The organism is Sphingobium sp. CCH11-B1 (assembly GCF_001556865.1).
GTDB lineage: Bacteria > Pseudomonadota > Alphaproteobacteria > Sphingomonadales > Sphingomonadaceae > Sphingobium.
On sequence record NZ_LSJY01000133.1, the window covers coordinates 1 to 13,574 of the forward strand.

At 62.8% G+C, this 13,574-nt stretch carries 16 protein-coding genes; 9 read left to right on the forward strand and 7 right to left on the reverse strand.

The window, feature by feature from the left end:
• The first annotated feature begins 61 nt into the window (after nt 1–61).
• Nucleotides 62–499 carry a nuclear transport factor 2 family protein gene (locus tag AX724_RS13570; protein ID WP_066767442.1) on the forward strand — a complete coding sequence of 146 codons (438 nt, stop codon included), beginning with the start codon at nt 62–64 and terminating at the stop codon, nt 497–499.
• Nucleotides 500–504: 5 nt separating this feature from the next.
• Here AX724_RS13570 and AX724_RS13575 read toward each other — a convergent pair whose 3' ends face one another.
• From AX724_RS13575 to AX724_RS13585, 3 genes are read right to left on the reverse strand one after another with little or no spacing between them, the layout of a single operon-like run.
• On the reverse strand, nt 505–762 hold the full coding sequence (locus AX724_RS13575; RefSeq protein WP_066767390.1) for a cytochrome C oxidase subunit IV family protein: 258 nt from the start codon (nt 760–762) through the stop codon (nt 505–507).
• A 12-nt stretch (nt 763–774) separates the two neighbouring features.
• Nucleotides 775–1,356, reverse strand: a complete 582-nt coding sequence (locus AX724_RS13580) for a cytochrome c oxidase subunit 3 (protein ID WP_066767393.1) — start codon at nt 1,354–1,356, stop codon at nt 775–777.
• The gene (locus tag AX724_RS13585) at nt 1,356–2,057 is read right to left on the reverse strand and encodes a hypothetical protein (RefSeq protein WP_066767394.1); all 702 of its coding nucleotides are present in this window, start codon (nt 2,055–2,057) and stop codon (nt 1,356–1,358) included. The genes AX724_RS13580 and AX724_RS13585 overlap by 1 nt, the downstream gene beginning before the upstream one ends.
• Nucleotides 2,058–2,204: 147 nt before the next feature.
• Here AX724_RS13585 and AX724_RS13590 point away from each other — a divergent pair, with 147 nt between their 5' ends.
• From AX724_RS13590 to AX724_RS13605, 4 genes are all read left to right on the forward strand, one after another.
• Complete coding sequence (locus AX724_RS13590) at nt 2,205–2,597, forward strand: nuclear transport factor 2 family protein (RefSeq protein ID WP_066767447.1); 393 nt, start codon at nt 2,205–2,207, stop codon at nt 2,595–2,597.
• Entirely contained in the window at nt 2,594–3,967 is a 1,374-nt protein-coding gene (locus tag AX724_RS13595; RefSeq protein WP_066767395.1) for a phosphotransferase, read from the forward strand. Before AX724_RS13590 ends, AX724_RS13595 begins: the two co-directional genes overlap by 4 nt.
• Before the next feature lie 80 nt (nt 3,968–4,047).
• Nucleotides 4,048–4,890 (forward strand): dehydrogenase/reductase SDR family member 1, encoded by an 843-nt coding sequence (locus tag AX724_RS13600; protein ID WP_066767396.1) that lies wholly within the window; start codon nt 4,048–4,050, stop codon nt 4,888–4,890.
• Between the two features lie 34 nt (nt 4,891–4,924).
• Nucleotides 4,925–5,707 carry a hypothetical protein gene (locus AX724_RS13605; protein WP_062731424.1) on the forward strand — a complete coding sequence of 261 codons (783 nt, stop codon included), beginning with the start codon at nt 4,925–4,927 and terminating at the stop codon, nt 5,705–5,707.
• A gap of 4 nt (nt 5,708–5,711) precedes the next feature.
• Here AX724_RS13605 and AX724_RS13610 read toward each other — a convergent pair whose 3' ends face one another.
• Nucleotides 5,712–6,344 (reverse strand): glutathione S-transferase family protein, encoded by a 633-nt coding sequence (locus AX724_RS13610; protein ID WP_066767397.1) that lies wholly within the window; start codon nt 6,342–6,344, stop codon nt 5,712–5,714.
• Nucleotides 6,345–6,503: 159 nt separating this feature from the next.
• Between AX724_RS13610 and AX724_RS13615 the strand changes: the two genes are divergently transcribed.
• Genes AX724_RS13615 through AX724_RS13625 form a run of 3 tightly spaced genes read left to right on the forward strand, consistent with a single transcriptional unit; the run spans nt 6,504 to nt 8,599 of the window.
• A complete protein-coding gene (locus tag AX724_RS13615; protein WP_228227152.1) occupies nt 6,504–7,316 on the forward strand; it encodes an SDR family NAD(P)-dependent oxidoreductase in 813 nt (270 codons plus the stop codon).
• A gap of 16 nt (nt 7,317–7,332) precedes the next feature.
• Entirely contained in the window at nt 7,333–7,713 is a 381-nt protein-coding gene (locus tag AX724_RS13620) for a VOC family protein (RefSeq protein ID WP_062731422.1), read from the forward strand.
• Between the two features lie 58 nt (nt 7,714–7,771).
• Nucleotides 7,772–8,599: an SDR family NAD(P)-dependent oxidoreductase gene (locus AX724_RS13625; RefSeq protein WP_066767399.1), complete on the forward strand. Its 828-nt coding sequence runs from the start codon at nt 7,772–7,774 to the stop codon at nt 8,597–8,599.
• 13 nt (nt 8,600–8,612) lie between these two features.
• On the opposite strand, the gene AX724_RS13630 is transcribed toward AX724_RS13625, so the two are convergent.
• Nucleotides 8,613–9,719 carry an ecdysteroid 22-kinase family protein gene (locus tag AX724_RS13630; RefSeq protein WP_231736684.1) on the reverse strand — a complete coding sequence of 369 codons (1,107 nt, stop codon included), beginning with the start codon at nt 9,717–9,719 and terminating at the stop codon, nt 8,613–8,615.
• Nucleotides 9,720–9,846: 127 nt separating this feature from the next.
• Between AX724_RS13630 and AX724_RS13635 the strand changes: the two genes are divergently transcribed.
• A complete protein-coding gene (locus AX724_RS13635; protein ID WP_066767402.1) occupies nt 9,847–11,061 on the forward strand; it encodes an aromatic ring-hydroxylating oxygenase subunit alpha in 1,215 nt (404 codons plus the stop codon).
• 69 nt (nt 11,062–11,130) lie between these two features.
• On the opposite strand, the gene AX724_RS13640 is transcribed toward AX724_RS13635, so the two are convergent.
• Nucleotides 11,131–12,279 (reverse strand): phosphotransferase, encoded by a 1,149-nt coding sequence (locus tag AX724_RS13640; protein ID WP_066767404.1) that lies wholly within the window; start codon nt 12,277–12,279, stop codon nt 11,131–11,133.
• A gap of 140 nt (nt 12,280–12,419) precedes the next feature.
• Nucleotides 12,420–13,562, reverse strand: a complete 1,143-nt coding sequence (locus AX724_RS13645) for an epoxide hydrolase family protein (protein ID WP_066767406.1) — start codon at nt 13,560–13,562, stop codon at nt 12,420–12,422.
• Nucleotides 13,563–13,574 lie beyond the last annotated feature (12 nt).

Consider the following 13,574-nt stretch of genomic DNA (forward strand, 5'->3'; position numbering starts at 1 on the left):
CACAACCTTCAGCCGCAGTGAACCATCACTTGCTGCTGGACAATCATCATAGGAGAGGATGATGAGCGTGGAACTGGAACGGAAGGTACGGGAATTTTGCGATGCCTGGGGCGACGGCAGCGATGCCAGCAGGCCCGATGTCGAGAAGATCCTGTCGATGATGGCGGAGGACGCCGAATGGCAACTCTGGGTTCCCGGCGGTCCCGTGGTGAAGGGCAAGACGGCATTGCGCGCCGAGATCGAGCGGCAGATGGCCTTTGCCACCAACAATAAATGCAATGAGGTGAACATCCTCTCCAACGACCGGATGGTGATGCAGGAGCGGTCCGACACCGCGATCATCATGGGACGGCCCTGTCCGCATCAGATGGTCGCGATCTACGAGTTCGACGATGACGGGCTGATTTCGCGTTGGCGCGAATATCTCGATATGGCCGACCTCACGCGCAAGATGGGCATAGACGAGGCCGCGGCAGGCGGGACGGAGGTGCCGGCCTGATCGCGTCAGGTGCGGAACAGGGCGATCAGGACCAGGCAGGTCAGGGTCGCCCAGCTCTGGAATCCCCAGAGCAGCCAGCGCGGCGCGTGCCGCAACTCCATGAACTCGCGGCCGACGAGCAGAACTTTCGCAAAGGCGATGACGAGGATTACGGAACGAAGCAGGAAGGCATTGCCCAACGCCATCGTCTCGAATGAGAGAAAGGTCGCGGCGATCAGCATCGCCCAGACCCATGTGATGCGGCTACGCCAGATCATGGCCATGAAACAGTTTTCCTAGAGTAGGTAGAGGAGGGCGAAGAGGATGATCCAGAGCAGGTCCACCAGATGCCAGAAGGCGCCGCTCCCCTCGATCAGGGCAACGCCCCCCTGCATCCGGCCGGATCGGTCGAAGCGTGACAGAGTGAAGCACAGCACGCCCAGCCCGATCAGTACATGCACCAGATGGATGCCGGTAAACATATAATAATAAATCGAAAAACTGTTGCTGTTGAGCGTGAAGCCCTGCGCGATCTTGGCAGAATATTCGAACGCCTTGACGACCACGAAGCCGTTGCCGAGCAGGATCGCCCCCAGCAGCAACCGGCGCGCCCTGTCGTCGCCCCGGCGGACCGCCGCAACGGCCTGCGCGACGAAGAAGCTGCTGGTCAGCAGCAGCAGCGTGTTGAGCAGGCCCAGGCGCCGGTCGAGCAGCGCCTGCGAACTTTCGAACAGCGCCAGTTCCTGCTGCCGGGCGAGTGCATAGGTGACGAAGAAGACGGCAAAGACGATGAGATCGCCGCCAATGAACACCCATACGCCTTCCTCGCCCGGCACATGGCCGCGCGGAGGCGAAGCGGCGGCTTGCGGCGTCGCCATTATTCGCCGCCCAGCGCGTCGCGCTTGATCGCGCCGAGCATGGCGACAATCATCAGGTTGAACCAGATGCCGAACACGACCGCAGGCAGCCAGAAGGCCAGGGCGCCATTCCAGGCGAAGGGGCCGGTCTTGAACAGGCCGATTGCCAGTCCGGGCAGCAGCAGCACACCGGTCCACAGGTTCATATAGCCCAGCCAGCGCGGCAGGATCGGTTGCGCGCGGCGATCGCCCAGAATGACGAAGCCGGTCAGAAGATTCTGCACGAAAGCGGGCACCGCCGGCATGACGAACAGCAGGAAGGCGATATCGCTCAGCGTGCTGACGACAGCGTCCGGCCGGTCGAGCCGATAGGCGGCCGCCGTGAAGATCAATCCGGCGAAGAACAAGGTGACGAAGCCGAAGGCCACGACCATCACAAAGGCCCAGGTCAGGGGCGAAACCGGCCCTTCGATCTTCTTCATGAAGGTCGCGATCGCGGCAAGGAATGGGAAGAACAGTACGGAAGAAGAGGCGATCAGAATGGCGCCCGCCAATATGCCGATTTGGTGGCTGCGATAATAGGCTGCGACCTCTGCGGCGGGCATGGACGGGTCCAGCGGCGGGAACATGTGCGCGACCGGCCATATGCCGACGAACATCATTGTCCCGGCTATTGCGCCCATATAGGTGCATAGCTTCATCGTCATGCTCTTGGTCGTCATGCGCTCTCCCCCGCCACTTTCTTGTGCGAGCGAAGATTGTGGAGCGATCGTGCCAAGGCCACCCGCCCATAGATAGGGTTCCTGACAGCGATCCCACCTGCACAAGGGCAATTCACGGCCATGGGCCTGGAAGCATCGGAGAGGGTGATGAGCGATATCGAGGCGAACAAGGCGGTGGCCCGCCGCTATATGCGGGCGGTGGAGGAGGGCGATGTCGACACGATCGAGGCCCTTCAGCATCCCGACTGCCAGTGGTGGATATTGGGCCATGGCGACATGAGCCGGGCCGACTTCATCGCCAGCGTGAAGGGCGGATTGCTGAGCGCGGAGAAGCGCACGGCCGAAGTAATCGCAATCACCGCCGAAGGGGATCGGGTGGCGGTGGAAGTCCGGGGCGAGATGGTCTTTCCGGATCGGGTCTATCGCAACGACTATCATAATCTGCTGATCATCCGGGATGGGCAGATCGTATCCGGCAAGGAATATATGGATACCCGCGCCGTGGCCGAGGCCTTTTCGGCGGGGGAGGGCGCGCAGTGACGAATGCCGCGCCGCTCAACAATTATGATGATGCCGCAATCGGCCGGATCACCGCCTTTGTCGAGCAACTGACCGGCGGCAAGGTCGTCGGGCTGGAACGCCTCGTCCGCTGGCGCCCGTCCTGGTTCGTCGACATAGAAAGGGAAGGGACGGTCCGCCGCCTGCACCTGCGCGGCGACCGGGGCGGCGACGTATCGATCTTCCCCGACCTCAAGCGCGAGGCGGACGTTATCGCCGTGCTGCACGGTCAGGGGCTGCCGGTGCCGGATATTTGCGGCTACCTCTCCGATCCGCCCTGCATCGTGATGGAGGCGATCGAAGGGACGCGCGATTTCTCGGCGTTCGATGCCGCGACGAAAAGCGCCATCGGCCGCGTCTATATGGAGGCAGTCGCCGCGATGCATCGGTTACCGGTCGAACCCTTCATGGCCGTCGGCGTGCATCGGCCCGAGGGCGCGGAGGCGATCGCGCTGGTCGGCCTCGACGCCTATATGGCGCATTATCGGCGGACGAAGAGCCGACCCGAGCCGTTGCTGGAATTTGTCATCGGCTGGCTGCGCCGCAATGTACCGCGGCACCGCGATCGCGCCAGCTTCATCCAGTTCGATTCGGGCCAATATCTGGTCGATCAGGGAGCGATGACCAAGCTCTACGATTTCGAATTTTCGATGATCGGCGATCCGCTGGTCGACATCGCCACCATGGGGATGCGCAACAGCTATGAGCCGCTGGGTGCGCCGCTGCCGGAACTGGTCCGCTATTATGAGGAAGCGACGGGCGAGCCGGTCGATCATGACGCGGTGGTGTTCCATGTCCTGCAATTCTCGCTGCTCGGCACGATGCAGTTCACCGGGACGGTCGGCGAGCCATGCCCCGGCGATCCGCATTCGGTCTATCTCATGTTCGATCTTGCGCTGCGCCGCTCCATCTTGCTGGCGCTGTCGCATCTGACCGGCGATGCGCTGCCCGAACTGCCGCCGCTGGAACAGCGCACGGGCGACAATGCGCCGCTTCTGGCCAAGCTGGTCGATACGCTCGGGGCGTTGCCGGTGACGGGGGAGGCGGCGGAGACGCACAAGGCGCAGGTCGCCGAACTGATCGAATGGGTACAGCGCGCCGACGATCATGGGGCGGACATCGTGGCGCGCAACATCGCCGATGTGTCCGCGCTTCTCGGCCGCCGCTTCGACCGCTGGGCCGATGCCGCCGAGGCGCTGGAAGCGTATATACTCGAGGCGGGACCGGACGAAGACGCCGCGCTTATCGCTCTGCTCGCGACCATCGAGGGGCGGCGGCTGCAACTGTTCGGACCAACCGCGCTGGGCGAGGCGGCGCGCCATGTCGTCCTGCCGGCGACGCGCTCCGACTGAAGGGCGGTCGCGCCTTTGCCATTGGACAGGTCAGTCCCTGTCCCTCATGGCGACGTCAATACTGAGGAAAGGAGCAGGACATGAGCGAAAAGATAGTGCTGGTGACAGGTGCGACGCGCGGGCTGGGGCGCGGCATGGCGCGGGGCCTGGCTTCACGCGGTCATGTGGTGGCGATCACGGGACGCGATCAGGTGCAGCTTGCCGCGGTCGTGGAAGAAATCGAACAGTCGGGCGGCAAGGGCATCTCGCTGTTATGCGATCACCGGGATGATGATGCGGTCGAAAGAGCGTTCGCGCAACTGGCCGAGCGGACGGATGGCAGGCTAGACCTGCTCGTCAACAATGCCACCGCCGTTTACGGGCTCGATCTGGTCGCGCCGGGCGGCTTCTGGGAAAAGCCGCTGAGGCTCGCGGACATGATCACCATCGGCCTGCGCTCCAGCTATGTCGCGGCCTATCATGCGGCGCCGTTGATGGTGGCGGCGGGCAGGGGTCTGATCGCCAGCATTTCCTTCTATGGCGCGGTATCCTATTTCCACGGGCCGGCTTATGGCGCGGCCAAGGCGGGAACGGACAAGATGACCGCCGACATGGCGGTCGATCTTGCGCCGCATGGTGTATCCGTCGTGTCTCTCTGGCCGGGCTTCATCCTGACCGACGCGGTGAAGGCCATGTCGCCCGACATGATCCCCGAAGACCTGCGCGCCGCCATGCCCCATTGGGAAACGCCGGAATTTTCAGGCCTTGTCCTCGATCGCTTGGCGCAGGACCCGGACCTTGCCGCCCTTTCGGGCCAGGCGCTGATCGGCGCGGAACTGGGGGAGCGGTACGGCATCAGGGATACGGACGGGAAGCAGCCCCTGTCCTATCGGGCGACGATGGGGGCGCCGACGCCTTTCGCGCCGCCCGTCCGGCAGGACTGAGAGAACAGAAATCAGGAGAGGAAAGGCAAAAGCGATGATCGATGCCGTGCTGGTCGTGCTGACCAAAGCCGTTCCGGGCCGGGAGGCCGATATGGAGGATTGGTACAGCAACATCCATATTCGCGATGCGCTGCGTTTCCGGGGATCGGTCACGGCACAGCGTTTCCGGCTTGCCGGGGAGCAACCCTGTCCGCCCGAAGGCTTCGACTGGCAATATCTCGCCCTCTACGACGTATTCGATCCGGTGCGCTTCAGTCGCGAGCATCTGGACAATGCGCTGACGTCGCGGATGCAGGTATCGGACGCCATCGATGACAGCCTGCTCTATGACTTTCATTATTATCCGCTGCTCTTTCAGGACAATGATCCGGACGTCGGGCATTCCGGCGGCGTCATCCTGGAGGAACTGAACCCGCCTGCGGACAGCGACGACCACTTCAGACGATTTTATGCGGAAAACTATTTTCGTGAAGCGGCCGTTCGACCCGGCGTCAAATCGGCTGCTTTCCTGACCTTTCGCACCTTTGGCCAGATGATCCCGATGACGCCCGACCATCGCTATGTCGCGATCTACAGGATCAACGATCCGGCGGCGGCCCTGGAAGCGTGGCGAGGCGCCGACACCCTGCTGGCGACCAACGGCCTGCTCCAGCCTGATGGGATACGCATCACTCAATGGGATCCTGCGACACCCCGCCTTACCAAGGACGATGTCCAGCATCCGACCGCCGTTGGCCTGGCGGAGGAGGAGCGTGCCCGTGCGCATATGGGAGATCGGGTACGCACGGGCGGCGCGGAAAAGCTGGCGATGCGCTGATCCGTCAGGTGATCGGGGGATGGTCGACAATGGCGCGCATCCGGCAATAGGCCGGACGCGCCGTCATCCGCCCGACATAGGCCGCGATGTTCTTATGCCCTTCCACGTCGACGGACATGAACAATCGCGTGGTGGTGAATGGAAAGGTCATCATGATGTCGGCCGCCGTGAACCGGTCGCCCGCCATATAGGGGGCATGCGTCAGCCGGTCGTCGACAAGTTTCAGCAGGCGCGCCGAATGAGCCCGACCTGCGACGCGGGAGGGATGATCCTGCGCGATGCCTGCCCGTTCTGCCATGATCTCCATCACCAGCGCGGGCATCAGGGAGGATTCGGTGAAATGGAACCAGAAAAGATAGTCAGCATAGTCGGAGTCGCCGGGATTGGCGCGGAGCGCACCGTTCCCCTGCGTCGTGGCGAGATAGTCCATGACCGCCCCGCTTTCGGCGATGCGTTGTCCGTCGGCCTCGATCACTGGCGAAGAACCCAGCGGATGCAAAGCCTTGTAGGCCGGTTCCGCCGCGAGCATTTCCAGCCGCGCAAAGAAGCGAATGTCATAGGGACACTCCACTTCCTCCATCAACCAGACCGCACGTTCAGAGCGGGACCGGTCGAGTTGAAAGATGGTGACGCTCATAAAAGGCTCTCCGCTTGAAGAGCGCCATAGATGCGCGGCTTATCAATTCCGCCAAACCTATCTTTGTCTAGGTATCGCCGGGCACCTGCCGTGGCAGCGTCCCGCTGCGGCGGAAGCCCGATGGTGCCGCGCCCATGACAGACAGGAGAGAAGATGCCCATGACGGATTTATCGGGACGGGTCGCTATCGTCACCGGATCGGGGGCCAATATCGGGGAGGCCTGCGCACGGGCCCTGGCAAGGGCCGGCGCGACGGTGATCCTGGCGGATATTGCGGCTGAACGGGCGCAAGCCGTCGCCCAGTCTATTCGGGCCTCGGGCGGGCAGGCACATGGGATGGCCCTCGATCTCGCACAGGAGGACAGCATCACGGCGCTGGTCGTAGATGTGATGCGGCAGCATCAGCGCATCGACATCCTCCACAACAATGCCGCCGACACGCGGCTGGAGCAGATGGCGGTCGATGGCTCGCTTCTCGATCTCGACGCCGCGACCTGGGATCGCGCCTTTCATGTCAATGCGCGGGGCACGATGCTGATGATCAAGGCGGTCGCGCCGCACATGATTGCGGGCGGCGGCGGCTCCATCATCAACACCTCGACCGGGGTGGCGCTGACCGGCGACATCAACAATCCGTCCTATTCCGCGTCCAAGGCAGCCGTGAACGCGCTGACCCGCAATGCGGCGGTGCAGTTCGGCCGGTTTAACATCCGGGTCAACGCGGTCGCGCCGGGCCTCGTGCTCTCCCCGCTGGCCCGGGAGATGATGACCCCTGAGCAGATCGCCATGATCCAGCGGCATGTCCTGCTCCCGCGCGAGAGCGTGCCGGAAGATATTGCCGGTGCGGTGCTGTTCCTGGCGTCGGATGGCGCGGCCTTCATCACCGGGCAGGTGATCGGCGTGGATGGCGGGATCGTTCATCATACGCCCTATGTCGCCGATATGCTGGAAGGCATGAGCCGGGCGCACTGAGCAGATAGAGGGCGGGATGGGCATCTTCACGCATATCTGCCTTGGCAGCAACGACTTGGAAAGGTCCGCCCGTTTCTTCGATGCGGTGCTTGCGCCGCTGGGGATCGTCAATCTCGGTCCGTTTCTGGATCAGGGCGTCGGCTATGGGCGACGGGTGCCCGAATTGCTGATCCTGCGCCCGCTTCAGGGCCCGGCGACATGCGGCAATGGTGCGACTTTGGGATTGAAGGCGCCGGATCGCCGCGCGGTCGATGATTTTCATCGCGCTGGTCTGGCTGCGGGCGGCGAGGATGCCGGGCCGCCGGGGCCCCGCGGCGCCGTGCCCCACGCCTATGGCGCCTATCTGCTGGACCCCGACGGCAACAAGATCTGCGCCTATTGTTTCGATCCGCCCTAGGCGGTTAGGTATCGCTGGTTGGCGCTCAGCGTTTGTCACGTGGATAGAAGGAAGCGAAATGGTGGGATCCTTGGTTGGTCGCGTAGCGATCGTGACGGGCGCGGCGCAGGGCATCGGCCTGGAGGTGGCGACCGTGCTGGCCGAGAGGGGGGCGACCGTGATCCTTTCCGACATATTGGCGGATCGGGTGGAGGCGGCGGCGGATTCGTTGCGCGCCAAGAATCTCCGTGCCGAAGCGGAGACGTTCGACCTGACCGACGAGGACAGCGTTTCCGCTGCGGTTGCGCGGATCGCGGGCCGGCACGGGCGGATCGACATACTCCACAATAATGCCGCCTATCAGACGACCGAGCAGCGCCGGCTCGATCGCGATGTCGTCCATCTCGACACCGGCGCCTGGGACAAGGCCTTTGCCGTCAATGCCCGGGGACCGATGCTGCTGTGCAAACATGCGCTGCCGGTTATGATCGCGGGGGGCGGCGGGTCGCTCATCCATTCCGCGTCCGGTTTCGGCCTGCTGGGGGAAATGACGCTCACGGCCTACGGCGCGTCCAAGGCGGCGCTCATCAACCTCAGCCGCTTCCTTGCGACCCAATATGGCAAGCAGGGCATCCGCTCCAATGTCATCGCCATCGGCTTCGTCCTCAGCGAGACGGCCGTCGAAACGACGCCGCAAGCGGTCAAGGATGTATTGCTCGACCATCATCTCAACCCGGAGCTGGGCAGCCCGCGCGACATCGCCCATGTCGTCGCCTTCCTGGCGTCGGACGAGTCCCGCTTCATCAACGGCGCAATGATCCCGGTGGACGGCGGTTTTACCGCGCATCAGCCCACGATGGTCGATTTTCAGCGACTGTTTACCGCATCGGGGAGCAATCAGTTATAGTCGGTCAGCGCCGTCAAAACAGCGCGTCGACAAGCTTTGCGGTTTCGAGATCCTCATAGGCGGTGGTCAGCCGGAGATGGTTCATGACGTTGATCTCCCAGCCATAATTGACGACGGGGGTCGTCAGCCAGCCGATATAGACGCCCCATATCAGGGTTCGCCGATATTCAGCCCAGGCATCGTCGAGGGCAGGAGGGCGTGCGACGCCTTCCTGCCCCAGGCGATCCAGATAATAGCCCAGAAGATCGCGCTCATGCGCCCGCCGGTCCGCAATGGAAAGGCCGGTGGTCACGATATAGTTGACGTCGTGCATCGCGTAGCCGCGCACCATGAGCTGCCAGTCGAGCAGGCCCGCCGTTCCGTCGGGCAGGCGGTAGCTGTTGCCGAGATGGGTGTCGCCATGCAGCAGCGTCTGAGGCAGGGTCGATTGATGTCGTTGCACCCCCTGCACCCCTGCAAGCAGCCTGTCGGGCGTCGTGCGCAACCGCTGCACCATTTCCCGTTTGAAATTTTCCGTCTCGACCTCATGCGCGATATAGGCGGGCGCGAGTTCATTCATCATCGTTGCGACCGCGCCTTCGACATGGGTTTCGACCCAGGCCAGATCCGCGCCGAAGCGGGGTGATTCCCAGAAGCGCGCGTGCAGCCGGGCCAGCTGATCCAGCAAGGCCCGCACATCGTCCGGCCCGGTCCGCATGGTGGTATTGGGGAAGGTCGCGCCCCGCACGCCCAGATCTTCGAGCAACAGCCCGAAATGCGTGGTGGAGGCATTGAAGTCGCCACCGAAACAGCGCGGCGCCTCGATCGCGAGTTCCGGCCGAATGCCCCGGTAGAAGGCCACTTCATTGGCGTAGAAGGGGGCCATGATCTCATCGACCGCCCGGGTCAGCTTGAGCACCAGGCGGTTGGGCAGGTCAGGGGCCGTGTCATCGCTATAATCGACCTCGATTGCCACGCGCCCCGCCGTCGACACCATCTGCTCGCCATAGGTTTTGGCGTCGATGATGCGCATGTCGGTGACGGTTGCGCCCGTGCCCGCCGTGGCCAGTAGCTGATTGATATAATCGACGGTGATTCCGTCCGTGGATGTAGGATGTTTCAAGGCCATAAGCATACTCATCGGAGCAGAGGGCTATCAGCTTGCCGGGACTATGACAGTGATGACCCTATCCAATTGCAGGTTCCTTGAACCGTGATGTGGCCAGTCTGATTGAAACGGAGCCTGCGGGCTTTTACAGGAGAGAGCTATGCGTGAAGCTGCGTTGGAATTGCTCAACCGGACGATGGAGGAGCAGTTGAAGCGATCCGAGCATCCCAGCGATTTTCCGGCCCTTCCTCCGATTCCAGCCGGCCGCTACACCGACCCGCGTTTCGAAGCGCTGGAAAAAGAAAGGCTTTGGAATCGCACCTGGCTGCTGGCCGGCATTGCATCCGACCTGCCGGCACCCGGTTCCTACCGCCTGTTCCAGCATCTGGACCGCTCGGTCATTCTCTCCCACGGCAAGGACGGTCGAATCCGGGCCTTTCACAATGCCTGCCGGCACCGCGGTTCCCCGCTTCTGCTTGAGCCACAGGGGCGCGCCATGCGCTTCATCTGCCCCTATCACGCCTGGGGCTACGACCTTGAAGGCACCCTCAAATCGGTTCCCAGCCAGCATGATTTCGCTTGTCTCGACAAGGCGGAAAACGGTCTGATCGAAGTGAAGTGCGATACCTATCGCGGCTTCATCTTCATCAATTTCGATGATGACGCTGAGCCGTTGCAGAATTTCCTGGGAGAATTCGTGGCGCTGACGGAAGGATATCCGCTGGAATGCATGGTGGTGAAGGATTATTTCTTCGTCGAAATGGCGTGCAACTGGAAGATTGCCTATCATAATTTCCTTGAGATCTATCATGTCAACACCGTCCATCCCACGACATTAGCGCCGCATCTGGATTCGCGCAGTTTCGTGATCGCGCTTTATGAAGGCGGTCATATGCGGTTCGGAACGCGGAAGAAGGGCGGGGAGTCGCTGTTCAAGACCCCGCCGGTCAAACCGGACGACATCGCGCCGGTTTTCCTCGAAAATACGGTTGCGCTGCCGACCTTTCCCAACACATTTTTCTCGCTCGATCCGGTGGGATTCAACCTGCAATGCTTCTGGCCGATGGGGTCCGACCGGTCTGTCATGGAAGTGCGCCAGATGGGATGGGCGACCGACAGCGAAGAGGACAAGCTCTACTGGCAGGGGATGCGCGCGGCGACCGAACATATTCTGTCCGAGGATCTGTGCCTGTTCGAAAATATCCAGCAATCGCTGCGCAACGGGACGATCCCTTCGATCTGGGCCGGCTATCAGGAGCGCGCGCTTTACTGGTTCGAGGAAGAAATCGATCGGCGCATCGGGCCGGACCATGTACCGACGGACTTGCGCGTTCAGCCGCGCATCGCGTCCTTCATGGCGCCGCGCAGCGGCTGACCGCGCGCCGAAACGCCGCCATTAAATCGATGCCCCTGCCGCGGTTCGAGCGCGGCAGGGGCATGATCGTCATTCGCCCAGCAATTTCCAGCTGTCCAGGTCCTCGCCCGCAGCGAAGAACCGCTCGTTCATCGGCAGGCCGTTCTGGCCCCAATAGTCCATGTTCGCCACCCAGGCCTGGATGCCGTACATCACCCAGCGCGGCACCTGTTCCGTCCAGATGGTGTCGAGATCGATGACATTGGTCGCGCCTTCCCGGATCAGGCAGTCGCGGTAATGGGCGATCAGGTCGCGATGATTTTGGCGACGCTCCTCGATCGTCAGCGATCCGACGGTGAAATAGGTGAGGTCGCGCCATGGGCGCCCGCGCCGGCCCAGTTGCCAGTCGACCCACATGCGCTCGCCATTGGGCAGGATATAGGTGTTGCCCTGGTGGCAGTCGCCCAGGATGATGCAATAGGGCGCGTCGAAGGCGCGCTCGAAGGCGACCAGCCGGTCATAGGCGCGCTCGACCCTGCGCGCGTCGTCCAGATAATGTCTGGGCGCGATGGCGCGGAAATTGGGGTCTTTCAGATTCTCTTCGATCCAGTGCCACATGATGCGGACCTGGTCATAATCGACCGGCACCGCCATGGATGTCGGCAGCCAGGGCGCCGCTTCGGGCGTGATCAACGGGCTTTCCCACAGGCCCGCATGCAGCTTTGCCAGGTCCGCCAGCGCGGTCGCGACCCTGTCGACGCCGGCATGCTGGGTCGAGTGGCCGAACGTGCCGCCTCGATCGATGAGGTCTTCCAGCACGATGACGCCCCGCGCCGAGCCGTCATCGTCCCAGTCGGCATAATAGCATGCGGCTGTATTGGCTGTGAGTTTGTCCGTCAGGAAATGATAGAAGCGCGCTTCAAGCGCATGGATGTCGACATTGTCGAACATGCCCGACCAGTTCGATTTGATGCACAGATTGCGCGGCAAGCCGCCGGCCCGCCCGGCATCATTCCAGTCCACCGCGACGCGCAACTTGGTGGTGTGGCTGTCGAACAACTGCACGACCTCCATCGATTGCGCGACGACGCCCGGATATTTGTTGGCCAACAATGATCCCAGCCATGCGGCGTCCGGCGTGAAGCGGCCGTGGGGCAGGGACGCGGTGCGGGCGGGATAGGGACGGGGGACAAGATGCCGATCGATGACGGCAGGGGGGGCGATGGCAGGCTCGCTCATGCATTATCCTCTCTCTCTCTTTTAAGCCGCGCCGCCGCTCTGCGTCTGTGCAGTCATCCGGCACGATCCCGATGCGGAGGCAATTTTGATCGACGGAAGACGAGTCGAGCCTGCCGGGTGGTAGGAGATTGCGGCAGGCGCTATCTTCGCATCGCGCCAAAACAGGCCCGCAATTCCGCGACAAACAGCGCCGGCTGCTCGAAGGCGGCGAAATGGCCGCCGACATCCAGCTCATTCCAGTGAATGAGACGCAGGTAGCTGCGTTCGGCCCAGCGCCGTGATGGACGGAAAATCTCCTGCGCGAAGATGCTGACGCCGACCGGCAGGTGCAATTGACGCGCCTGAAACGCATTGGCGCTTTCCCAATAGAGCCGCGCGGACGACGCGCCGCTGTTGGTGAGCCAGTAGATGCTGATCACGTCCAGCATTTCGTCCCGTGTCAGCGCATTCTCCGGCACGCCCTGATTGTCGGTCCACGCCTGGAACTTCTCGTAGATCCAGGCGGCTTGCGCCACGGGCGAGTCCGCCAGCCCATAGCCGATCGTCTGCGGTCGGGTGCCCTGCAGCTTGGCGTAGCCGGAATCATGCTCCTGATAATATTGCATCCGTTCGACCGTTCTGGCCTCGGCCGGTGTCAGGTCGGCAAAGTCGTTTTCCTCCGGGAATACCAGCGGCATGTTGAGATGGACGCCGATACATTCGGGCGGCGCGGCCATGGCGATGGCGGTTGTGATCGCCGCGCCCCAGTCGCCGCCCTGCGCGGCGAAGCGGTCATAACCGAGGCGGCGCATGAGCTGGATCCAGCTTTGCGCGATCCTCTCGACGCCCCAGCCTGCGGCCGTCGGCTTGTCCGAAAAGCCGTAGCCTGGCAGCGAGGGGATGACGACATGGAAGGCTGGCGCGTCCGGCGCGCCATGGGCGGCGGGATCGGTTAGCGGTCCGAGCACCTTCAGAAACTCCAGCACCGATCCCGGCCAGCCATGGGTCAGGATCAGCGGCAGCGCGTCCGGCCGGGGGCTGCGTACATGGATGAAGTGAATGGAAAGGTCATCGATCGAGGTCGTGAACTGTGGCAGGGCGTTGAGCGTACTTTCACACCGCCGCCAGTCATAGCCGTCTGCCCAATAGGCGCACAGATCACGCAGCGCCGCCAGCGGCACGCCCTGACTCCAGTCGCTGACCGTCTCCGCCTCGGGCCAGCGCGTACGGCGCAACCTGAGGCGCAGATCGTCCAGTGCCGCCTCGGGAACATCGGCGCGGAAGGCCGTGACGGCGTCGGTCATCCGATCATCCTT